This is a genomic window from Mesorhizobium sp. P170090 (assembly GCF_057786115.1).
This window is the reverse complement of sequence record NZ_JBYNWH010000001.1, coordinates 5,897,673-5,921,463: the sequence shown is the minus strand read 5'-3', so window position 1 is coordinate 5,921,463 and position 23,791 is coordinate 5,897,673. Positions and strand designations below refer to the sequence as shown.

Sequence of the window (23,791 nt, the reverse complement as noted above, 5' to 3'; positions counted from 1 at the left end):
GGGAGCTAAAACCATGAACTGGAAAACAACGACAGCCGCCATGGGGTTGGCGCTGCTCGCAACGACGAGCCTGGCCCGCGCCGATGGCGAGCTGAACATCTACAATTGGGGCAACTATACCAGCCCCGACGTGATCAAAAAGTTCGAAGCCAAATACAACGTCAAGGTGACCATCACCGATTACGATTCCAACGATACGGCGCTCGCCAAGGTACGCCAGGGCGGCACCGGCTTCGACATCGCCGTTCCGTCGCAAACCTACGTGCCGATCTGGATCAAGGAGGGCCTCGTGCAGGAGACCGATCCGGGCAAGATGGAGAACTTCAAGAACGTGGCGCCGGAATGGGCCAATCCAGACTTCGACCCCGGCCGCAAATATTCCGTGCCGTGGGCGCTGGGCACCGTCGGCGTCGTCGTCAACACCGATGCCTACAAGGGACCAGCCGACAGCTGGGGCATCATCTTCAACACGCCGGACGAGCTGAAGGGCAAGACCAATGTCGTTCCCGAGATGAATGACGTTATCTTCGCGGCGATCAAATATGTCGGCGGCCAGCAGTGCACCGACGACAAGACGGTGCTGAAGAAGGTGCGCGACACGCTTGTCGCGGCCAAGCCGAACTGGATCGCCATGGAATACAACACCATCGAAAAGATGGGCGCCGGCGACTTCAAGGCGACCAGCGACTGGAACGGTTCGGCGCTGCGTCAGCGGCTGGCCAATCCGGCCATCCATTACAATTATCCGAAGGAAGGCTACGGCCTGTGGAGCGATAACGTCGTCGTTCTCAAGGAAGCCAAAAATGTCGAGAACGCCAAGCTGTTCCAGAACTTCATCATGGATCCGGAAAACGCGGCCGGCCTCTCGGCCTTCCACCGTTACGCAAACGCCATTACCGGCTCGGACAAATACATGCCGGCCGATATGAAGGATGCCCCGGAAGTCGTCATTCCGGAGGCTGCGAAGGCACAAGGCGAATTCCAGAAGATGTGCGCGCCTGAGATCCAGGACATCTACACCAAGATCTGGACCGAACTGCAGAAATAACCGCAGTCTGACAGACCCGGCGGCATGCGCCGCCGGGTCTTTTCTTTTCCGGAATGGCTTTCATGGACTCCTATCGCAACAGCGATCCGCGGCCGTCGATCATGCAGGGCTCGCCGCCTCAAATGGTGCTGCCGAAGCTCGACTGGGACCGGCCGCCATGGAATCGCTGGGCCTTCCAACACATCCGCGAATTCCTGCCGACCATCGAGGTCTGGCGCGGTAATGGCCATCGCCATCGTCTTGAGCGCGCAGAGACCGATCTCGACGCGCTGCCGGTGGAAGACAGCAAGGGCCGTCCGACGACGCTCGTTGGCCTGCTCGACGAGACCTACGCGGACGGCTTCCTGGTGCTCAAAGACGGCAAGGTCGCCTATGAGCGCTATTTCAACGGCATGGCCGAGCGCACGCTGCATCTGTCGCAGTCGATGGCGAAGTCGGTAACAGGCACCGTGTTCGGTATTCTGGTTGGGCGCGGCTTGATCGACCCGGCCAAACCGGTGAGCGCCTATCTGCCGGAGCTCGGCGCGACCGGCTGGGACGGCGCCAGCGTGCAGCATGTGCTGGATATGACCACCGGCGTGCGGTTTTCCGAGGAATACACCGACCGTTACTCCGACATCGGCCAGGTTGATGTCGCCACGGGCTGGAAGCCGGTGCCGCCGGACAGCGATCCGGATTTCCAATGGCCGCCGCATCTGTTCGAGTTGATCCTGCAGCTGAAGGACAAGGTGCGGCCGCATGGCGCCGCGTTCGAGTACCGCTCGATCGAGACCGACGTGCTTGCCTTCATCATGGAGCGGGTCACCGGTAAACGTCTGGCGCAGCTGGTGTCCGAGGAGCTGTGGCAGAAGCTCGGCGCCGACGAAAGCGCTTGCTTCACGGTCGACAGCGCCGGCTATGCGCTGGCCGATGGCGGCTTCAACGCGACGCTGCGCGATTACGCCCGCTTCGGCCAGCTGATCCTCGACAAGGGCCGCGGCATCGTGCCGGCCGACTGGATCGAGGCGACGCGCAACGGCAAGCATGGGCCGGACTTCAATCCGAGCCTGCCGGAGGGCAGCTATCGCAACCAGTTCTGGATCGAGAATCCGCGCACGCGCGCTTTGATGTGCCGAGGCGTGTTCGGGCAGATGATCCATATCGACTGGGACACCGGCATGGTCGTGGTCAAGCTTTCAAGCTATCCGGATTTCAGCAATGTCGCCTATTCGGTGGCAACGCTGAAGGCGGTGCACGCCATCGCCAAGGCGCTTGGTTGACCCACAACAAACCATCCCTCTGAGGAAACGTTCATGACCGGCAAGACTGCGTTCGAGACCCGCTACGGCTTTGCCCGCAATGAGGTGCTGCTCTCCAACTGGCGCGAAAGCCCGTTCAACCGCTGGTCGTTCCAGAACCTTGGCGAGCTGGTGCCGACCGCTCCCGTGGCGGCGACGCCGGGAAGCGTCGAAGCGCCGGTGCGGGACCTGAGCGGCCTGCTCGGCGAAAAGGTTTCGATCGCCAGCGCCCCGGAAACGGTGGCCGAATTCCTCACACGTTCGAGCAGCGACGCGCTGACGGTGATGAAGGCTGGCAAGGTCATCGGCGACTGGTTCGCGCCCAATATGGATTTCGGCGCCCGTCACATCATCTTTTCGATCAGCAAATCGGTCACCGCGATCATCGCCGGAATACTGGAAGGCGAGGGCGTGTTCGACCCGGAAGCGCCGGTGACCCAGTACATTCCGGAAGCCGCCGGTTCGGCCTATGCCGATGCAAGCTGCCGGCATGTGCTCGATATGAGCGTCAGCCTCGACTTCGAGGAGGCCTATCTCGATCCCGAAAGCGCCTTTGCCCGTTACCGTCGCGCTACGCTGTGGAATCCGGGCGGCGGCACTGAAAGCTTGCGCGAATTCATTCTGACCTTGCAGCGGCTCGAAGAACCGCACGGCAAAACCTTCCGCTACCGTTCGCCCAATTCCGATCTGCTCGGCCTGTTGCTCGAACGAGCTTCCGGCCAGCGCTTCCCGGACCTCATGCGCGAGAAACTGTGGCTACCGCTGGGTGCTGTCAGCGAGGCTTCGATCGGCGTCGACATGGAAGGTACGGCGCGCACCGCCGGCGGCATTTCGGTGACGCCGCGCGACCTGGCGCGTATCGGCGAGATGATGCGGCAGGGCGGCACGGCCAATGGCCGCGGCATCGTGCCAGAAGGCTGGGTGCGCGATACGACCGTTGCCGGCGGCAGCGCGGAGGCCTGGCAGCGCGGCACAATGGTGCATCTGTTCCCAAAGGGCCGTTACCGTAACAAATGGTACCAGACGGGGGCGGCAAACGGCGCCTTCTGCGGCATCGGCATCCACGGCCAATGGCTCTACGTCAACCCGAAGACGGAAGTGGTGATTGCAAAAATGGGGTCGCAGCCGGTGCCTGAAGATTATCCGCTCGAACGCGAGATCGTTGCCTTTTTCGAGGCGCTGAGCGGGATGGTCTGAGGACGAGCCAAAGCAAGGCGCTTTCCTGTGGACCTCTTTGACGCTTGAGAACACTGCGGTTGGCGGGACGGACATCAGCGCCTATGGTCGCCGCTCTTTGCGACAGGGACCAGCATGGCAGCAGACAGCAAACGCATCGCATCCATCATCGCGGCAGAGATCGGGGCGCGGTCGGAGCAGGCATCGGCAGCTATAGGGCTGCTCGATGAGGGCGCGACGGTGCCGTTCGTGGCGCGCTACCGCAAGGAGGTCACCGGCGGGCTCGACGACACGCAATTGCGCGACCTTGCCGAGCGGCTGGCCTATCTGCGCGAGCTCGATGCGCGGCGCGATACGATCCTTGGTTCGATTCGCGAGCAGGGCAAGCTGACCGACGAACTTGAGGCCAAAATTGTGGCTGCCGCCACCAAGGCTGAACTGGAAGACATCTACCTGCCCTACAAGCCCAAGCGCCGCACCAAGGCCGAGATCGCCCGGGAGCGCAGGCTGGGGCCATTGGCGGAGGCTATTTTGGCCAACCGGTCGTTGGTGCCCGCCGAGGCGGCGCTGGCTTATGTGACCGAGGATGTGGCCGACGCCAAGGCCGCACTGGAAGGCGCACGCGACATCCTGTCGGAACAGTTTGCGGAAAATGCCGATCTGGTCGGCAAATTGCGAACCTACATGAAGGAGCGCGCTTTCATGCGTGCCCGTGTCGTCGACGGCAAGCAGGAGGCCGGGGCGAAATTCTCCGACTATTTCGACCATGTCGAGCGTTGGGCAAATGTTCCGAGCCACCGTGCGCTGGCCATGCTGCGCGGCCGCAACGAAGAGGTGTTGTCGCTCGACATCGAGGTCGATGCCGACCATGCCTCGCCGGTGAAGCCGGTCGAGCGGATGATCGCCAATGCCTACGCCATCGGCGGCAGCCTGCCGGGCGACCGCTGGCTGATGGAAGTCGCCGGCTGGACCTGGCGGATCAAGCTTTCGCTGCACCTGACGCTCGATTTGATGCGTGACCTGCGCGAGCGGGCGGAGGAAGAGGCGATCCATGTCTTTGCACGCAACCTCAAGGATTTGCTGCTGGCAGCGCCCGCAGGATCGCGTCCGACCATGGGGCTCGATCCCGGCATCCGCACCGGCGTCAAGGTCGCGGTGGTAGATGGCACCGGCAAGGTGCTGGCGACGACGACGGTCTATCCATTTCCGCCGCGGAACGATGTGCGCGGCACACAGGCGGAGCTCGCCAAGCTCATCCGCCTGCACAAGGTCGAGCTGATCTCGATTGGCAACGGCACCGGCAGCCGCGAGACTGAAAAGCTGGTCGCCGACATGCTGTCCGACATGCCTTCAGATGGTGGGCCAAAGCCGCTCAAGGTGATCGTCAGCGAAGCCGGCGCCTCGGTCTATTCGGCCTCCGCGACAGCGGCGGCTGAGTTTCCCGGGCTCGACGTGTCGCTGCGCGGTGCGGTGTCGATCGCCAGGCGCCTGCAGGACCCGCTCGCCGAACTGGTCAAGATCGAGCCGAAATCGATCGGCGTTGGCCAGTACCAGCATGATGTCGACCAGTACCGGCTTGGCCGCTCGCTGGAGGCGGTGGTGGAGGACGCGGTGAATGCTGTCGGCGTCGATCTCAACACCGCCTCGGCGCCGCTCTTGGCCCGCGTGTCAGGCCTGGGCGCGTCGCTTGCCGATGCCATTGTCGCGCATCGCGATGCGACCGGGCCGTTCGCCAGCCGCAAGGAACTGCTCAAGGTAGCGCGGCTCGGCCCGCGCGCGTTCGAACAGTCCGCAGGCTTCCTCCGCATTGCCAATGGCAGCGAGCCGCTCGACGCCTCGTCCGTCCATCCGGAAGCCTATGGCGTGGCCAAGAAGATCGTCGCTGCCTGCGGTCGCGATGTGCGCTCGCTGATGGGAGACAGTGCCGCGCTCAAGGCGCTCGATCCGCGCGTCTTCGTTGACGAACGGTTCGGCCTGCCGACGGTGCGCGACATCATTGCGGAGCTGGAAAAGCCCGGCCGCGACCCGCGCCCCGGCTTCAAGACGGCGACCTTTGCCGACGGCGTCGACGATATCAAGGATCTGAAGCCCGGCATGCTTCTCGAAGGCACCGTCACCAATGTCGCGGCCTTCGGCGCCTTCGTCGATATCGGCGTGCACCAGGACGGGCTGGTGCATGTCTCGCAACTGGCCGATCGTTTCATCAAGGACGCGCATGAGGTGGTGAAGGCGGGCGATGTGGTGAAGGTGCGGGTCGTCGATGTCGACATCAAGCGCAAGCGCATCGCGCTGTCCATGCGCAAGGACGGCGGCGAGGGCGGGACGCCGAAGGGGCCGCGCGACAATGGCGGCGGCAAGCCGGCGCAACCTTCGCCGATGCCGCAGCGTCAGCCGGAAGGACCGGCACAGCAAGGCGCGTTTGGTGCGGCGCTGGCCGATGCCTTGAAGCGGAAGTAGCCTCGAATGGTTCCTTGCAATCGCTAGAGCGTTATCTACCATCCTTGTGTGGAGATACGCGCGATATGGCAAGTTTCGAGAAAGTGAGTGTCCAAGAGTTGGGGCGTCTTTGGGACGGGGGCATGGCGAGTGGCAGTTCGGTCGATGGAGACCAGGCTTTCGCCCGGATCAAAAGCAAGCTCGATGCGAAAGTTGCCGAACGCAAGTCGCAAAAACGCTGCGCTTCCAGCCGGAAACCGAGCCGATGAAGCGGAAGTAGCTACCAGGCCAGAACGGCCGGTTCCTTCTCAACCTGGCCCAGCAGCCAGTCGCGAAAGCTGACGACGGGCGGGTGGCCGCGCTTGTCGTTCGGGACGACGAGGTAGTAGGCGCTGCGGCTTTGCATCGGCTGTCCCGGCGCCTGCACGAGCTGACCGCGCTGCAATTCGCCGGCGATAAGAACTTGCGGCAGGAGCGCGACGCCAAGCCCCGCCATGCAGGCTTGGGCAACGGTGCCGAATTGCTCGAACTGCATGCCGGGTCCGATCGGTGCGCTCAAGCCCTGTTCCTCGAACCATTCGCCCCAGGCCCCGGGACGCGTCGCCATGTGCAGCAGCGGCAGGCGGCTGATGTCGGCCGCCGTGGTGATATCGCGGCTGGCAAGGAAGTCTGGCGAGACCACCGGCATTACGGTCTCGCGCATCAGAAGCGTGGAGTCGGCGTCCGGCCAGTCGGGCTGGCCATGATGGATGGCGGCGTCGAGCCGCTCGCGGGCGAAGTCGAAGCGGCCGATGCGGGTGACAAAGTTGATGGTGATGTCAGGGTTTTCTGCGACGAAATCCGGGATCAGCGGCATCAGCCAGCGCGTGCCGAAGGTCGGCAGTATGGCGAGGTTCAGCATGCCGCTATGCCGATTGCTCATCAATCCGAGCGCGGCGTCGCGCAATTGCCCGAGTGCCGCCCGCACGGCTTCGGCATAGATTTCGCCCGCCGTGGACATCCGAACATTGCGGCTGTCGCGCTCGAACAGCCGGCGGCCGAACTGTTCCTCCAGAAGGGCTATCTGGCGGCTGACGGCCCCTTGGGTCAAATCGAGTTCCTGGGCGGCAGCGGTGAAGGAGCCAAGGCGGGCCACGGCCTCGAAGGCGGCAAGGGCGCTGGTGCTGGGCAAAAGCCGGCGTTGGACGTTCATGATCCATTACTAAACCTCATTGATCGGTGATGCAATTTTGTTTGATTTTTCCGAAGCGAAGGCGGATAAGCCCGAGCACTTCAAGATTTTGGGAGAGAGCGAAGCCATGGCCGCCGACAAGAACGCGTTCGTTTGGGAAGACCCCTTCCTGATCGAGAACCAGCTTTCCGAGGATGAGCGCATGGTGCGCGATGGCGCGGCCGCCTTTGCCGCCGACAAGCTCGCGCCGCGCATCGAGGAGGCCTATCTCGAGGAAAAGACCGATGCCGGCATCTTTCGCGAGATGGGCGAGGCCGGCCTGCTCGGCATCACCATCCCTGAGGAATATGGCGGGCTCGGCGCCAATTACGTCACCTACGGGTTGGTGGCGCGCGAGGTCGAGCGGGTCGATTCCGGCTACCGCTCGATGATGTCGGTGCAATCGTCGCTGGTGATGTACCCCATCCATGCCTATGGCACGGAAGAGCAGCGCAAGAGATACCTGCCGAAGCTGGCCTCCGGCGAATGGATCGGCTGCTTCGGCCTGACCGAACCGGATGCGGGTTCCGATCCCGGCGGTATGAAGACGCGGGCCGAGAAGACCGCGAACGGGTACAGGATTTCCGGCTCGAAAATGTGGATCTCCAACGCGCCGATCGCCGATGTGTTCGTCGTCTGGGCGAAGCTCAAGGGCGACAACGGCAAGGACGAAATCCGCGGCTTCGTGCTGGAAAAGGGCATGAAGGGGCTTTCGGCACCGAAGATCGGCGGCAAGCTCAGCCTTCGCGCGTCGATCACCGGCGAAGTGGTGATGGAAGGCGTCGAGGTTGGCGAAGATGCGCTGCTGCCCAACGCCAGGGGCCTCGGCGGTCCGTTCGGCTGCCTCAACCGCGCGCGCTACGGCATTTCCTGGGGCGCGATGGGCGCGGCCGACGATTGCTGGCGCCGGGCGCGGCAATATGGCCTCGACCGCAAGCAGTTCGGCAAGCCGCTCGCCGGCACGCAGCTGTTCCAGAAGAAGCTCGCCGACATGCAGACCGAGATCGCGCTGGGCCTGCAGGCCAGCTTGCGGGTCGGAAGGCTGATGGACGAGGGCAAGATGGCACCGGAGATGATCTCGATCGTCAAGCGCAACAATTGCGGCAAGGCGCTCGACATCGCCCGCCAGGCCCGCGACATGCATGGCGGCAACGGCATCCAGATCGGCTACCACGTCATGCGCCACGCGCAGAACCTGGAGACGGTCAACACCTATGAAGGCACGCATGACGTGCATGCGCTGATCCTTGGCAGGGCTCAGACGGGGATACAGGCGTTTTTCTAAGCTGTGCCGAATTCAAGTGAGGCCGGCCTGCAAATGGCCGATACCTGCGCTTCCGGTGCTCGCGTACCAAAAGTACGCTCTGCTCCGGTTCTCGGTATCAGCCATTTTCGACTCGGCCTGACCTGAATCTCGACACAGCGTAGCCGGCTTCGGCTGCTTAATTTAGGTGCAGCGCAACATCTCTGCTTGGAGAATGGCCAATAGATGTGTCAGGGTTCGGCTGAAGAAACGCCGATCTCCGGGGCCCCATGGCAATACTGGCAGCCGTCTACCACCTGACCCATTACAAATACGACCGGCCGGTGGTTCTCGGGCCCCAGGTCATCAGGCTGCAGCCGGCACCGCATTCCCGCACCAAGGTGCTCAGCCATTCGCTGAAGGTCGGGCCGGCGAACCACTTCGTCAATCTGCAGCAGGACCCCTACGGCAATTTCCTGGCCCGCTTCGTCTTCCCGGAGCCGGTGACGGAATTGAAGATCGAGGTCGACCTCGTCGCCGACATGACGGTCTACAATCCGTTCGATTTCTTCGTCGAGCCATCGGCCGAGACCCTCCCGTTCGAGTACCCCGAAGACATCAGGGACGATCTCGCCATCTACCGCACGCCGGAGCCGGCGGGGCCGCTGCTGTCTGCTTTCCTCGCAACCATCGACCGTAGCGCCACCAACACCGTCAATTTCGTCGTCGACCTCAATGCGCGGCTGCAGCGGGAGATCGCTTATATCGTGCGGATGGAAACCGGCGTGTTCTCGCCGGAGGAAACGCTGGCCGCGAAAAAGGGATCGTGCCGGGATTCGAGCTGGCTGCTGGTGCAAATCCTCAGGAATCTAGGCCTCGCCGCGCGTTTCGTCTCAGGCTATCTGATCCAGCTGAAGCCCGATCTGGTCGCGCTCGATGGCCCAGCCGGAACCGCCGTCGACTTCACCGACCTGCACGCCTGGTGCGAGGTCTATCTGCCGGGCGCCGGCTGGATCGGCTTCGATCCGACGTCCGGCCTGCTCACCGGCGAAAGCCATGTGCCGCTGGCGGCCACGCCGCATTTCCGCAACGCCGCGCCCATTTCCGGCATTGCGAGCTTTGCCAATGTCGAGTTCGGCTTCGACATGCGTGTCGACCGCATTGCCGAACATCCGCGCATCACCAAGCCGTTTTCGGATGAGAGTTGGCAGGCGCTGGATGCGCTGGGCAACAAGGTCGACGCCGCACTTCAAGCGGGTGATGTCAGGCTGACAATGGGCGGCGAGCCGACCTTTGTGTCGATCGACGATTTCGAGTCCGCCGAGTGGAACACCGCCGCCGTCGGCCCGACCAAGCGCGAAAAGGCCGATGCGCTGATCCGTAAATTGCGCGAACGCTTCGCGCCGGGCGGCTTCCTCCACTACGGCCAGGGCAAATGGTATCCGGGCGAAAGCCTGCCGCGCTGGACCTTTTCGCTCTATTGGCGCACCGACGGCCAGCCGGTGTGGAGCGATCCGTCGCTGATCGCACGCGAAAAGAGCGACGCAAAGGTGGGGCCGCAGCAGGCCGAGAGCTTGCTGACGGCAATCGCCGGCGAACTCGGCATCGACAAGGCGATGGTCAGCGAGGCCTATGAGGACCCGGCCGAATGGCTGCTGAAAGAAGGCAAGCTGCCCGACAATGTCGATCCGTCCAACTCCAAGCTGGAAGACCCGGAAGAGCGCAGCCGCATGGCGAAAGTGTTCGAGCGCGGGCTGACCAAGCCGTCGGGCTACGTGCTGCCGGTGCAGCGCTGGAACAGCCAGGCTTCGGACCCGCGCTGGCGCTCGGAGAAGTGGAAGACCCGGCGCGGGCGGCTGTTCCTGGTGCCGGGCGATTCCCCTGTCGGTTACCGCCTGCCGCTGGGCACGCTGCCCTATGTGCCGCCGGCGCAGTTCCCCTATATTGTGCCGGTCGATCCGTCGCTGCCGCGTGGACCGCTGCCGGCGCGGGAAGCCATACTGCCAGAACCGGCTCCGGCCGAGCTGGAAGGCGCCGACGAGATGGCACGACGCCAGCAGGCGATTTCTTTCACGGCGACGACCGGCCAGCAGGATAGGGTCGAACAGGAGATCACCGAGATCGGCGGCGCGGTGCGTACAGCACTTTCGGTCGAGCCACGCGACGGGCGGCTGTGCGTGTTCATGCCGCCGGTCGAGGCGCTGGAAGACTATCTCGAACTCGTCGCAGCCGCCGAAAACGCGGCCAAGGCGATCGGCCTTCCCGTGCATATCGAAGGCTATGGACCGCCGCACGATCCGCGCCTCAACGTCATCAGGGTGGCACCCGATCCCGGCGTCATCGAGGTCAACATCCATCCGGCTGCCAACTGGCAGGACTGCTTGGCGACGACGACGGCGATCTACGAGGAAGCACGGCAGACGCGGCTTGGCGCCGACAAGTTCATGATCGACGGCCGCCACACCGGTACCGGCGGGGGCAACCATGTCGTCGTCGGCGGCGCGACGCCCAATGACAGCCCGTTCCTGCGCCGGCCCGATCTGTTGAAGAGCCTGGTGCTGCAATGGCAGCGGCGCCCGTCGCTGTCCTATCTATTCTCCGGCCTGTTCATCGGCCCGACCAGCCAGGCGCCGCGCTTCGACGAGGCGCGGCACGATTCGCTTTACGAACTCGAGATCGCGATGGCGCAGGTGCCGCACCCGGGCCAGGGCAACCCACCGCTGCCTTGGCTGGTCGACCGACTGTTTCGCAACCTGTTGACCGATGTCACCGGCAATACGCACCGCTCGGAAATCTGCATCGACAAGCTGTTTTCGCCCGATGGCCCGACCGGCCGGCTTGGGCTTGTTGAGTTCCGCGGTTTCGAGATGCCGCCCAATGCGCGCATGTCGCTGGCGCAGCAATTGCTGGTACGCGCCATCATCGCCCGTGCGTGGAACAACCCGCTTGATGGCCGCTTCGTGCGCTGGGGCACCTCGCTCCATGACCGTTTCATGCTGCCGCATTATGTCTGGGCGGATTTCCTCGACATGCTCGACGACCTCAAGCTCAACGGTTTCGAATTCCGGCCGGAATGGTTCGATGCCCAGCTGGAGTTCCGCTTTCCGTTCTGCGGCGAAGTCCAGCATGCCGGCATCAAGCTGGAACTGCGGCAGGCGCTGGAGCCGTGGCATGTGATGGGTGAGCAAGGCGCCATCGGCGGCACCGTGCGCTTCGTCAATTCCTCGGTCGAACGGCTGCAGGTCAGGACCGAAGGCCTCAACCCGGAACGTCATGCCATTGTCTGCAATGGCCGAGTCGTGCCGATGAAGGTCACCGACAATCGCGAGGTCGCGGTGGCCGGTGTGCGCTTCAAGGCCTGGCAGCCTTCGTCGGGCCTGCATCCGGCGCTGCCGGTCAACACGCCTTTGGTCTTCGACATTTACGACCGTTGGTCGGGGCGGGCGGTGGGCGGCTGCGTCTACCATGTCGCGCATCCAGGTGGGCGCAGCTACGACACGTTCCCGGTCAACGGCAATGAGGCCGAGGCGAGGCGTCTCGCCCGCTTCGAGCCGCGCGGCCATACGCCGTCGGCCTATGTGCTGCGCAATGAAGAAGCCTCTGAAGACTTCCCCATGACCCTTGACCTCAGGCGGCCAGCAAGAGTCTGATCAGCGATGGCAAAGGGGAATCAGAAAAAGGTCCGCGGCAAGCCGCTGAGGCACAGTCTGCTGGAGCACTACCAGCCGATTGACGGCGTCGTCGACGAGATGGTCGATGCTTCGGGCCATCCGCGTCCGGCCTGGGCGCCCTTCATCGAGGCGCTGGAGGAGCTGGGTCCCGAAAAGCTGGGCCAGCGCTTTGCCCGCGCCGACCAGTATCTGCGCGACGCCGGCGTTTATTATCGCGTCTACGACAAGGCCGGCGCCAACGAGCGCGAATGGCCACTGGCGCATATCCCGCTGCTGATCGAAGACAAGGAATGGGCCGGGATCAGCGCCGGTCTCGTCCAGCGCGCCGAGCTTTTCGAGGAGATAGTCGCTGATATTTACGGGCCGAACCGGCTGATCGAGAAGGGAATCCTGCCGGCAGGCCTGATTGCCGCGAGCCCCGAATATTTGCGCCCCGTCGTCGGCACCATGCCGGCCAGCGGTCATTTCCTGCATTTTTGCGCCTTCGAGCTCGGCCGTGGACCGGATGGAAGCTGGTGGGTGCTGGGCGACCGCACGCAGGCACCGTCGGGCGCCGGCTTTGCGCTGGAAAACCGCGTCGCCACGACGCGGGCTTTGTCCGACATCTATGGCGAGATGCATGTGCATCGCCTGGCCGGTTTCTTCCGTCGCTTTCGCGATGCTCTGATCGGCATGGCGAAGGAGAATGACGGCCGCGTCGCCATTCTGACGCCGGGGCCGCTCAACGAGACCTATTACGAGCACGCCTATATCGCCCGCTATCTCGGCATCATGCTGCTCGAGGGCGAGGATCTGACCGTCGCCGGCGGCAAGCTGATGGTGCGCACGGTTTCGGGGCTGATGCCGATCAGCGTGCTGTGGCGGCGGCTCGATGCCGCCTTCGCCGATCCGCTGGAACTGCGGCCAGACTCGCATATCGGCACCCCGGGGCTGGTCGAGGCGATCCGCCGCGGCACGGTTTCGACGGTCAATGCGCTGGGTTCGGGCTTGATGGAAACCCGGGCGCTGCTCGCTTTCCTGCCGAAGATTTCGCGCGCATTGCGCGGCGAAGAACTTCTGTTGCCAAGCGTGGCGACCTGGTGGTGCGGGCAAGCAACCGAACGGGCCCATGTGCTTGCCAATATCGATCGCATGGTGATCGGTCCGGCGCTGTCGACGCGGCTGGCCTTTGAGGATGACGGCCAGACCAGGCTCGGTTCGGCACTGACGCCGGAGGAACGCATCGCGCTGATCGCGCGCATCGAGAGCGATGGCAGCGGTTTCGTCGGCCAGGAAGCGGTGACGCTGTCGACGACGCCGGTCTATGTCGGCGGCTGGCTGGAGCCACGGCCGGCAAGCCTGCGCGTTTATCTCGCGCGCACGCCCGATGGCTGGACGGTAATGCCCGGCGGTTTCGCCCGTGTCGGCCTTTCGCTCGACCCGACGGCCATCGCCATGCAGCGCGGCGGCCAGGCGGCCGACGTCTGGGTGGTCAGCGACCGGTCGGTCGAGCGCGAGACGCTGCTGCCGCAGGAGCATGACAGCTTCGTCCGCACCATGCCGGGCAGCCTGCCCAGCCGCGCGGCGGAAAACCTGACCTGGCTCGGCCGCTATATCGAGCGTTCGGAAGATACGGTGCGTATCCTGCGCGCCTATCATGTGCGGCTGGCCGAGACGTCCGATCCTGACATGCTGCTGCTCGCCGATATCAGGGACTATCTCGAACCCTTCGGCATCGATCTCGAAGCGGCCATTCCGCCCGGATTGATCGGCACGCTGGACAGCGCCGTCTACAGCGCCGGACAGATCCGCGACCGCTTTTCGCCCGATGGCTGGCTGGCGCTGAAGGACCTGTCGAAGACCATTCATCAGTTCGCCACCACGGTGGCGCCGGGTGACGACGCGACACGGGCGATGACGGTCATGCTGCGCAAGCTCGCCGGTTTCTCTGGCCTGTTGCACGAGAATATGTACCGTTTCACCGGCTGGCGTTTCCTCGAGATCGGCCGGCGGATCGAGCGCGGCATCCAGATCGCCCGTACGCTAGCCCGACTGACAAGGTCCGGTGCGCCGGACGGCTCGCTCGACATGATGCTGGAGATCGGCGACAGCGTCATGACCCACCGCCGGCAATATCCGGTGCGGGCCGGACGGCGCACGGTGATCGACCTCTTGGCGCTCGACCCACTCAACCCGCGCTCGATCCTGTTCCAGCTCGAACGGCTGAAGGCGGAGATCGGCCTGTTGCCATCGGTTGGGCCGGAGGGGCATATGTCGGTCGCGGCCAAGGAAATCCTGCAGCTCAACACGGCAATTGCCGTCATGGAGCCATCGGAGATGTCGGCGGAGGTGCTGGACGATCTCGCAACTGAGATCGGCAACCTCTATAGCAGCCTGGCTAAAGCGTATTTCGGTTAACATGCTGTACGATATCAGGCTTCATCTCAGCTACGATTATGACGCCGCGGCCGGTGGCAGCCGGCATCAGGTGCGTGTATTGCCGCCGACCATTGCCGGCGTGCAGCGCGTGATCGCGGCCTCGCTTTCGTTTGTGCCGACCCCATCGGAGCGCACGGATTTTGCCGATTTCTTCGGCAACAATGTCACCGCGATCGCCTTTCGCGACGTCCATGACGGGCTCGACATCAGAATGAGCGCGCGCGTGTCGGTGTCACGGCCGGAGCCTGGGCTCGACGTGTCGCCCGATCTGCAGCGCCTGCGGGAAGAACTCGGCGCCGTACGGTCACTGGCGCCGGATGCACCGCATCACTTTCTCGCCGCCAGCGATCATGCCGGCATCGATGCGGCGATCACCGCCTATGCCCGCGACAGCGCCGGCGGCTCGACGGTCGGCATGGCCATCGATCTGTGCAACCGCATCCACCGCGACTTCACCTATGACGGGGAAGCGACCACGGTGCGTACCGGGGCCAGCGATGCCTTCCGTTTGAAGCGGGGCGTGTGCCAGGACTTCTCCCACATCATGATCGCCGGCCTGCGCGGGCTAGGTATTCCTGCGGGTTATGTCAGCGGCTTCCTGCGCACCATTCCCCCGAAAGGGAAGCCGCGGCTCGAAGGCGCCGATGCCATGCATGCCTGGGTCAAGGTGTGGTGTGGGCGCGATGCCGGCTGGCAGGAATTCGACCCGACCAATGGCATGCGGGCCAGCAACGACCACATCACCGTTGGCTATGGCCGCGACTATTCCGACGTGGCTCCGATCGTCGGCGTGCTGAAAACCACCGGCGGCCAGGTCGGCGACCAGGCCGTCGACGTCATCCCGGTCGCGCTCGAGAAGGCCTGACAGCCTCGAAGCACAGCTTCTCAACAACGGCCATGCCCGTTATGCTCGGTCGAAACTTCGGGGAGGATCGGTCGGCAGGCATGCTGATGCGGAGTTCGGTATTGACGGCAATCAGTGTCATCATCCCGGCGCACAATGCGGCGGCAACCATTGCGGCCACGCTGGCCTCGCTTCGTTCCGAAGCCGAGGTTATCGGCGAGGTGCTGCTGGTCGACGATTCCTCCTCGGACGGGACGGCAGAAGCCGCGCTGAATGCCGCCACGCAATTCTCGTTGCCGTTGCGCGTGCTCAAGAGCAGCTGCCGGGACGCGGGCGGCTCCCGCAATGTGGCGCTGGCGCAGGCGCAATGCTCCTGGATCTACCTGATCGACGCCGACGACTTGCATCTGGAGGGCGGGCTGCGGTCGATGCTGGTCCGGGCGGGGGAGCAACCGGCCGCCGACATGGTGATCGGCGCCTACCGTCGGCGCACCGATGGCGAGAACCGGAACCTCAAGCTTCCAGCCGGCTACATAGAAGACGGTATAGCCAATGCCTCGGCCTATCTGGAAGGTCACATTCGCTCGATCGCCGTGGGCAGTGCGCTGGTTTCCCGGCGCGTCGTCGGCGACACGCGCTTCCCGACCGGGCTTGCCTATGACGAGGACACGCTGTTCTGGTCCAGGCTGATGGGCAGGGCGTCGCTTGCCCTGATCGTGCATCCCGTCATGATCTACCACGTTTCGGCAGTGCGTTCCGATGATCGCTTCATCACCAGGCCGGTGCGCCGCTTTCTCGACTGGCGGCTGGCGCTGCGCGAGCTGACTGACTGTGGCATCCCACTGTCGTCGCTAAAGACCAGGGAGGGGCTGGTCGCCCTCAAGATCGCCCGGGTTCACTATGCGCGCGGCGATCTGGAGACGGCGGCGCGGTTCCTGAGGATCGCGGCGGCGGCGCCGAAGGTGCGGTCGAACACCTGGCGTTGCAGGCGCTACCAGCTGAAGCTGGCGCTGCGGCGCTGGTTTTCCTCTCCGCGCGTCCAGTTGCAACGTGCCTGAATCAGCCCCGCCGCAGCTTGCCGTCATTGTCATCGGCTATCGCGCGCCGGCTCAAATCGTCGAGGCGGTGACATCCCTGCTGGATCAGGATGAGCCGCTCGAGATCATGGTGGTCAACTCGGGCGGAGGCGAGGTCCTGGCGCTGCTGACCGGCGCCGGGGTCAAGGTGCCAGTGATCGAGGTCGGTCGAAGGCTGTTTGTAGGCGCAGCCCGCAACCTCGGCATTGCGGCCACCAAAGCGCCTTTCGTTGCCTTTCTTGCCGATGATTGCCTCGCCTGTTCGGGCTGGGCCGAGGCACGGATGCAGCGGCATCTGGCTGGCGACCGCGCCGTGGCGAGCGCGATGGTGAATAGCCATCCGCGCAATCTGATCGCCTGTGCGGCTCATCTGATCATGTTCATGCGACGGCTTCCCGGTCTGCCGTCGGATCGTGCGCTGCGTTACGGCGTGTCGTTCGATCGGCGGCTGTTCGATGAATTTGGCTTGTTCGATGAAACCATGCCTGCTGCCGAAGACACCGAATTCCTGGGGCGGCTGCCGCAGGAACTGCAGCCGGTGTGGGAGTCTAAGGTGCAAACCGTTCATCGCAACGAAACCCGGCTGTCCAGATTGCTTGCCGATCAGTACAGGCGCGGCTGTCGCCGCGGCGATTACCTCGCAGCGTCCGCCCTGAACACTCCGTTTCGGTGTTTTCGCGACACGTTTCGCGATCGGCGGAATGCCCGCAAGCTGGCGAAGATCGGGCTTTCCGATCGGGATCGAACTTTCGCGATGATGTCGATGCCAATTGTCTGGCTTGCCCTGCTGGTCAAATCCGTGGGTGTCTATATTGGCGTGCGAAATCGCGTGAAAGCGGCAACAAGAAAATGATAACGAGCCAAATCAAGCCTCGACGCTGGCGACGGAGCCGACTGTTCTGGACGCGGCAGAGAACGGTCGCAGTTTTCAGCTATCGTTATGACGCGCATCTGGTTGCCGATCTGATCACCAATATCGATCCGGTAGTTGACGGCTGGATTGCCTATGACGATCGCGGGGCGACCGGCGTGTTCAGCAGCGAGCCGCAGCGGCGGCGGATCTTGCTCGACGCAGCGCATGAAGCTGCCGCCGACTGGATCCTGGCTATTGATCCCGATGAGCGGCTGGAACGCGGTACCGCGGAGCGGATCGGACAGCTGACGGGGGATTACAGGCGCATGGCCTGGGGGTTCCGGCTCCGCGAATTGTATTCGCCGACCGAGTACCGGGTCGACGGGCTGTGGGCCGAAAAGTTCCAGTATCGTCTGTTCAGAGCCTACGATCCGGCGAAGTACCGACCAGAGGACCTGCACGGGCTCTGGTATCCTCCCGATCTTGGTTTCAAGGCCCGCAACAGCGGGCTCAACCTCTATCATTTAAAGATGATGGAGCCGAAGCGGCGGATCGCCCGCCGCAATCTCTACCACCACCTGGATCCAAAGGGGCTCCTGCAGGATGTGGGCTATGACTACCTTGCCGATGAGGCAGGGGCCGTGTTCGAACAGATTCCGCCCGGGCGCGACTACCATCCGCCTCACGTCGACGATGGCGGCCTCTGGATGGCCGTGCCGGCTGGTGCCACCATTGGTGGACCCGACCACATTCCATAGCAACGGGGTGGAACCAGCAGTCGGCCTGGCGCTTATCTACGAGAAAAATTTCGTGGAGCGGGCATGCTTGACAAATCTGGGACGCCATCCGGCCGGTCGGCTGCCGGACGGGGGGACGATGGAGCGCCGAAGAACGGCGCGCAGACCACTGCCGAACAGGCCTCGCTCACCTATATCAGCGACAGCGAGCCGGGGATCCGGCGCCTGAAGGCGGGCGAAGGCTTTTCCTACAAGGGCGCGAAAGGACAGGCCGTCGGCGCGGCAGCCATTGCCCGCATCAAGGCGCTGGCCATTCCGCCGGCATGGACGGATGTGTGGATCTCGCCCGATCCCGCCGGCCACATCCAGGCGACCGGCCGCGACCAGCGCGGGCGCAAACAGTACCGCTACCATCCGCTGTGGGCCGCCGAGCGCGACGGCGCCAAATACTCCAGCCTTGTCGCCTTTGCCGAAAGCCTGCCGGAGCTGCGCCGCCGGATCGATGCCGATCTGCGCCGCCGTGGCCTGCCGGCCGAGCGCGTCGTGGCGGCAATTGTCTGGCTGCTCGACAACACGATGATCCGGGTCGGCAATGCCGCCTATGCCCGCGACAACAAGAGCTTTGGGCTGACGACGCTACGCGACCGCCACGTCGACATCAAGGGATCGAGCCTGCGCTTTGCCTTCAAGGGCAAGTCCGGCAAGGAATGGAAATTGAAGCTGGTCGACCGCCGCATCGCCCGGGTCGTGCGCGGCGCGCAGGATATTCCGGGGCAGCAACTGTTCCAATATCTCGACGAGGATGGCGAAAGGCATGGAGTGCGCTCCGACGATGTCAACCGCTATATCCGCGACGCGATCGGCGCCAATTTCAGCTCCAAGCATTTCCGCACCTGGGGCGGCACCATCCATGCCGCGTCGCTGTTTGCGCGGACGGAGCTTCCCGAAAGCCAGGCGCAGACCAAGCGTGTAATGAACGCCGTCATCGACAAGGTGGCCGAGCGGCTCGGCAACACACGCGCCGTCTGCCGCAAATGCTACATCCATCCACAGGTTTTCGAAGCCTGGGTGGAAGGGCGGCTGCTTAGCGAAATGACCGAGGCCAACAAGCGCAAGCGATCGATAGACGGTCTCGATGATGAAGAGGCTCTTGTGCTGAGATGGTTGAAGGCAAGCGAAGGCTGACAAAAATGGCGTAACTTTTTTGTCGACGCCATGTCGGCATAGGCCCTACTGTTTCGTCCTTTGAGACAGAAAAGGACGTCCCATGCTCTACGCTATCCTCTGCTATGCCTCCGAAGATGTCGTCTCCTCCTGGAGCAAGGCACAGGATGACGAGGTCATGGCAAAGCTCATGCATGTGCAGGAAAAATACGCTCAAGCCGGCCGGCTTGGGCCGGTGGCGCGGCTTTTGCCCACCACCGCCGCGACGACGCTGCGCAAGGTCAAGGGCGAATCGGTCGTCATCGACGGCCCGTTTGCCGAGACCAAGGAACAGTTCCTCGGCTTCTACACGCTGGAATGCGCCGATCTCGACGAAGCCGTCGACTTCGCGCGCGAGCTTTCCGAGGTCAATCCCAGCGGCGGATCCTATGAGATCCGACCGGTTTCCGTCTTCAACCCAACCAGAGTAGCCACATGACAGACCTCGCCTGGATAAGCTCGGCGATCAGCGCTGCCCGCCCGCAGGCTATGGGTGCGCTGCTGCGCTATTTCCGCAATCTCGATACGGCGGAGGAAGCTTTCCAGGACGCGTGCCTGAGGGCACTCAAGAACTGGCCGCAGAACGGGCCGCCGCGCGATCCTGCGGCCTGGCTGATCTTTGTCGGCCGCAACACCGGCATCGACGCGGTGCGCAAGCGCGCCAAGCAGGCGCCGATGCCGGAAGAGGACCAGATCTCGGACCTGGAAGATGCCGAGAGCGATATCGCCGAACGGCTGGACGGCGCGCACTACCGCGATGACATATTGCGGCTCTTGTTCATCTGCTGCCATCCGGATCTGCCGCCTACGCAGCAGATCGCGGTGGCGCTGCGCATCGTCTCCGGTCTCACCGTCAAGCAGATCGCGCGTGCGTTCCTGGTCGGCGAAAGCGCCATGGAACAGCGCATCACGCGCGCCAAGGCGCGCATTGCCGATGCCGGCGTGCCGTTCGAGACGCCCGGCGCGGTCGAGCGCTCGGAGCGGCTCGGCGCCGTTGCCGCCATGGTCTATCTGATCTTCAACGAAGGTTATTCCACCAACAGCGGCGAGGCGCCGGCGCGTGCGCCGCTTTGCGAGGAGGCGATCCGGCTGGCGCGCCTGTTGCTGCGGCTGTTCCAGACCGAGCCGGAGATCATGGGCCTGACGGCATTGCTTTTGCTGCAGCATGCGCGCGCGCCGGCCCGCTTCGACGAGAATGGCGAGATCGTGCTGCTCGACGACCAGGACCGCTCGCTGTGGAGCCGCAAGATGATCGACGAAGGCCTGGCGCTGGTCGACAAGGCCCTGCGCCACCAGAAGCCCGGACCCTACCAGGTGCAGGCGGCGATCGCCGCCCTTCATGCGCGGGCGGCAACCCCCGAGGAGACCGACTGGACAGAGATCGACCTGCTCTACAGCCTGCTGGAGGCGATGCAACCTTCGCCGGTGGTGACGCTGAACCGTGCGGTTGCGGTCGCCAAGGTGCGCGGGCCGGAAGCTGCCCTTGCCATGATCGAGCCGCTTGGCGAGAGGCTGTCCGGCTATTTCCACTTCTTCGGCCTCAAGGGCGGTCTGTTGATGCAGCTCGGCCGTGGCGAAGAGGCGCGTGTCGCCTTCGATCGCGCCATTGCGTTGGCCAACACGGCAGCGGAAGCCGCCCATATCCGCATGCATATCGACCGGCTGATGCGAGACGGAGCCGTGAAGGCGCCGGCGAAGACAGCGCACTAAGCCTGTTTCTCCTCTGGCTCAATCGTGCAATCCCGGCTTGGACCATGCCGGGGTGGCGATTTTCCCCTGAAACGAGTAATGGCACGCCATGACAGCGCCTGCGGCATGCGGGCGATAATGGCGCCAAGGCTCGACCGCCGCCCTATGACGGCGAGCGGATCTGAAAGGGATAAAAATGACGATAGCGAAGGAAACGGCCGAACTTCTGGCGAAACTGGGTGTGGCCAAGGACGCGCTGACCGGCGGCGACCTCGTCGTGCGCAGCCCGGTGACGGGTGAACAGATCGCGGCGCTGAAGACGATTTCGCCGGCCGATGCGGCCAAGACCATCGATGCCGCGCACACGGCGTTCCAGGCCTGGCGGATGGTGCCGGGTCCCCGGCGCGGCGAACTGGTGCGGCTGCTCGGCGAGGAGTTGCGCGCGCACAAAACCGAGCTTGGCCGGCTGGTGTCGATCGAGGTCGGCAAGATCCCGTCGGAAGGCCTCGGCGAAGTCCAGGAAATGATCGACATCTGCGATTTCGCCGTCGGCCTTTCCCGCCAGCTCTACGGTCTGACCATCGCCACCGAGCGTCCGGGACATCGCATGATGGAGACCTGGCATCCGCTCGGCGTCGTCGGCGTCATTTCGGCCTTCAACTTCCCGGTCGCGGTGTGGTCGTGGAACGCGGCGCTGGCGCTGGTCTGCGGCGATGCCGTGGTGTGGAAGCCCTCGGAAAAGACGCCGCTGACGGCGCTCGCCTGCGAGGCGATTTTTGCCGGCGCGGTCAAGCGCTTCGGCGCGGATGCGCCGCAGGGCCTGGCACCGGTGCTGATTGGCGACCGCTCCGTCGGCGAGATCCTGGTCGACCACCCGAAGGTGGCGCTGGTTTCGGCCACCGGCTCGACCCGCATGGGCCGGGATGTCGGCCCGCGTCTGGCCAAGCGCTTTGCCCGCGCCGTGCTCGAACTCGGCGGCAACAATGCCGGCATCGTCTGCCCGACCGCCGATCTCGACATGGCGCTGCGCGCCATCGCCTTTGGCGCCATGGGCACCGCCGGCCAGCGCTGCACGACGCTGCGGCGCCTGTTCGTGCATGACAGCGTCTATGACGCGCTGCTGCCGCGGCTGAAGAAGGCCTATGAGAGCGTCTCGGTCGGCAATCCGCTGGAGACGTCTTCGCTCGTCGGGCCGCTGATCGACAAGGCGGCCTTCGACGCCATGCAGAAGGCGCTCAAGGAAGCCACCGCTCACGGTGGCAAGCTGACCGGCGGTTCGCGGGTCGAGAATGGCCATCCCGATGCCTATTACGTGCATCCGGCGCTGGTCGAAATGCCGAAGCAGGTGGCTCCCGTCACCGAAGAAACCTTCGCGCCGATCCTCTACGTGATGAAATATTCCGATTTCGATGCCGTGCTCGACGAGCACAATGCGGTCGGCGCCGGACTGTCGTCGTCGATCTTCACCCGCGACCTGCAGGAATCCGAGCGCTTCCTCGGCGTCGATGGTTCGGATTGCGGCATCGCCAACGTCAACATCGGCACGTCGGGCGCCGAGATCGGCGGCGCGTTCGGCGGCGAGAAGGAAACCGGCGGCGGGCGCGAGAGCGGCTCCGATGCCTGGAAGGCCTATATGCGCCGCGCCACCAACACGGTGAACTATTCCAAGGCGCTGCCGCTGGCGCAGGGCGTGTCATTCGACATCGATTGAGATGCTGCGCCCGGCTTTTGACCAGTTGATCCACCCGAACCCGTCGGGCGGATCGCTGCCGCTCGCGCGGATCGTTCCGCTTTAAGGCTTCGCCCCCGCTGTCCAGATGTCCGTATCCCGACGGCGGAAAGGCCACCTCGGCCATGCGCCCGGACGGGTCCTCGCGGTCGGCACGATCGGCTGCGCAACAGCGTCTGCGCCGAACGTTCAGCCAGCGTGCGGCGACGCCGGTCGGCAGGCTTCGAACGCGGCATCGATGACGGCAAGTTTGGCGGCCTGCACGGTCATGTATTCCTGGTAGAAGCTGTTCGAGACCCACATTACGGAATGCCCGCGCCGGCCCAGCCAGCCGACGCTGCCGAGCTTTTCGGCGTCGCGCAATTTGCGCGCAAGATGGGTGCGCGAGAGTTTTAGCCAACTGGCGAATTCGCCGATCGAAACCACGCTGGTCGGGATCCGGTCGAGGGCGGCATTGTCGGGATCGATGCCGGACATCAGCCAATCCATGACGATGCCGCCATTGTTGAGCCAGATGAACAGCGAAAACGTCTGCTTGGGCTCACGCACAGGGTTGGAGGAGAGCAGGCCTTCCGCCACCATCGGCTGCAGCCTGGCAATCATGCCGTGCTGCTCGAGAAACGCGGCGAGGCGGTTGCCGCTGTCGAGACCGTCGAGCGTGCGCAGATGCGCAACCACCCAGCCATCGAATTCCTTCAGCGTCGCTGCCGTCACCTGAAAGGGATGGGCTCGTCCATCACCGGTGTGCGGCAGGTATTCGATGATGTGATAGTGCAGCATCTCCTTGATGAAGGCTTCAGCCGTGTTGCGGCTGGCGACGGAATAGTGAAGCACTGCATCGATGAAGCGGGCCAGTGTCAGTTCCGTGCGGGGATCGCGCGGGTCGCGGGCGAAATGCAGGGCTAGGCCGGTGTGAGCCAGCAGCCAGCGCTGTTGCGTGGCGAATACGGCGGCCAAGCGTGGGCTCGTTTCATAGATATGCAGCAGCGCCTTCGACTGCGCCTCGACATGACGGTGCAGCGCCGGATGGCCGGCAATATATTCGAAATTCAGCGCCATCCTCCTCGTCCTCCGGCCAGCCCCCCGGCAGCGAAGACGTGCAATCACATTTCCAGCCTTAGCCGCCCGCGTCCAGCCATGCCAACCCGGACAAAAGGCCTAGAGCGATCAACCGTTCCACA

At 64.0% G+C, this 23,791-nt stretch carries 18 protein-coding genes; 16 read left to right on the top strand and 2 right to left on the bottom strand.

Annotated elements, in window-relative coordinates:
* Positions 1-13 precede the first annotated feature (13 nt).
* From AC3EML_RS28555 to AC3EML_RS28535, 5 genes are all read left to right on the top strand, one after another.
* Complete coding sequence (locus AC3EML_RS28555) at positions 14-1,048, top strand: ABC transporter substrate-binding protein (RefSeq protein WP_023804756.1); 1,035 nt, start codon at positions 14-16, stop codon at positions 1,046-1,048.
* A gap of 62 nt (positions 1,049-1,110) precedes the next feature.
* Positions 1,111-2,307, top strand: coding sequence for a serine hydrolase domain-containing protein (locus AC3EML_RS28550; protein WP_352521394.1), 1,197 nt, complete (start codon positions 1,111-1,113; stop codon positions 2,305-2,307).
* Positions 2,308-2,340: 33 nt separating this feature from the next.
* Positions 2,341-3,522, top strand: coding sequence for a serine hydrolase domain-containing protein (locus AC3EML_RS28545; protein WP_023686323.1), 1,182 nt, complete (start codon positions 2,341-2,343; stop codon positions 3,520-3,522).
* Between the two features lie 114 nt (positions 3,523-3,636).
* Entirely contained in the window at positions 3,637-5,958 is a 2,322-nt protein-coding gene (locus tag AC3EML_RS28540) for a Tex family protein (protein WP_352521393.1), read from the top strand.
* 65 nt (positions 5,959-6,023) lie between these two features.
* The gene (locus AC3EML_RS28535) at positions 6,024-6,206 is read left to right on the top strand and encodes a hypothetical protein (protein ID WP_023714001.1); all 183 of its coding nucleotides are present in this window, start codon (positions 6,024-6,026) and stop codon (positions 6,204-6,206) included.
* A gap of 11 nt (positions 6,207-6,217) precedes the next feature.
* Here AC3EML_RS28535 and AC3EML_RS28530 read toward each other — a convergent pair whose 3' ends face one another.
* Positions 6,218-7,129: a LysR family transcriptional regulator gene (locus AC3EML_RS28530; RefSeq protein ID WP_352518370.1), complete on the bottom strand. Its 912-nt coding sequence runs from the start codon at positions 7,127-7,129 to the stop codon at positions 6,218-6,220.
* A gap of 106 nt (positions 7,130-7,235) precedes the next feature.
* Between AC3EML_RS28530 and AC3EML_RS28525 the strand changes: the two genes are divergently transcribed.
* The 11 genes from AC3EML_RS28525 (at position 7,236) to amaB (ending at position 22,592) form a co-directional block, all read left to right on the top strand.
* Positions 7,236-8,432, top strand: a complete 1,197-nt coding sequence (locus AC3EML_RS28525; protein WP_352521391.1) for an acyl-CoA dehydrogenase — start codon at positions 7,236-7,238, stop codon at positions 8,430-8,432.
* Positions 8,433-8,680: 248 nt separating this feature from the next.
* A complete protein-coding gene (locus AC3EML_RS28520) occupies positions 8,681-12,040 on the top strand; it encodes a transglutaminase family protein (protein ID WP_488505361.1) in 3,360 nt (1,119 codons plus the stop codon).
* 6 nt (positions 12,041-12,046) lie between these two features.
* Complete coding sequence (locus AC3EML_RS28515; RefSeq protein WP_023696879.1) at positions 12,047-14,458, top strand: circularly permuted type 2 ATP-grasp protein; 2,412 nt, start codon at positions 12,047-12,049, stop codon at positions 14,456-14,458.
* Between the two features lies 1 nt (position 14,459).
* On the top strand, positions 14,460-15,344 hold the full coding sequence (locus AC3EML_RS28510; protein ID WP_023683456.1) for a transglutaminase family protein: 885 nt from the start codon (positions 14,460-14,462) through the stop codon (positions 15,342-15,344).
* 101 nt (positions 15,345-15,445) lie between these two features.
* A complete protein-coding gene (locus AC3EML_RS28505; RefSeq protein WP_023686317.1) occupies positions 15,446-16,381 on the top strand; it encodes a glycosyltransferase family 2 protein in 936 nt (311 codons plus the stop codon).
* A complete protein-coding gene (locus AC3EML_RS28500) occupies positions 16,374-17,252 on the top strand; it encodes a glycosyltransferase family 2 protein (RefSeq protein WP_023833549.1) in 879 nt (292 codons plus the stop codon). The genes AC3EML_RS28505 and AC3EML_RS28500 overlap by 8 nt, the downstream gene beginning before the upstream one ends.
* Entirely contained in the window at positions 17,249-18,010 is a 762-nt protein-coding gene (locus AC3EML_RS28495; protein WP_023686315.1) for a hypothetical protein, read from the top strand. The genes AC3EML_RS28500 and AC3EML_RS28495 overlap by 4 nt, the downstream gene beginning before the upstream one ends.
* A gap of 63 nt (positions 18,011-18,073) precedes the next feature.
* Complete coding sequence (locus tag AC3EML_RS28490) at positions 18,074-19,174, top strand: DNA topoisomerase IB (RefSeq protein WP_352521388.1); 1,101 nt, start codon at positions 18,074-18,076, stop codon at positions 19,172-19,174.
* Between the two features lie 82 nt (positions 19,175-19,256).
* Positions 19,257-19,631 (top strand): YciI family protein, encoded by a 375-nt coding sequence (locus AC3EML_RS28485; RefSeq protein ID WP_023671781.1) that lies wholly within the window; start codon positions 19,257-19,259, stop codon positions 19,629-19,631.
* Entirely contained in the window at positions 19,628-20,902 is a 1,275-nt protein-coding gene (locus tag AC3EML_RS28480) for an RNA polymerase sigma factor (RefSeq protein WP_023683451.1), read from the top strand. The genes AC3EML_RS28485 and AC3EML_RS28480 overlap by 4 nt, the downstream gene beginning before the upstream one ends.
* Before the next feature lie 175 nt (positions 20,903-21,077).
* Positions 21,078-22,592, top strand: coding sequence for an L-piperidine-6-carboxylate dehydrogenase (gene amaB / locus AC3EML_RS28475; RefSeq protein ID WP_023671784.1), 1,515 nt, complete (start codon positions 21,078-21,080; stop codon positions 22,590-22,592).
* A gap of 207 nt (positions 22,593-22,799) precedes the next feature.
* Here the strand turns inward: amaB and AC3EML_RS28470 are convergent, their stop codons facing one another.
* Positions 22,800-23,669: a hypothetical protein gene (locus AC3EML_RS28470; protein ID WP_023683449.1), complete on the bottom strand. Its 870-nt coding sequence runs from the start codon at positions 23,667-23,669 to the stop codon at positions 22,800-22,802.
* Positions 23,670-23,791 lie beyond the last annotated feature (122 nt).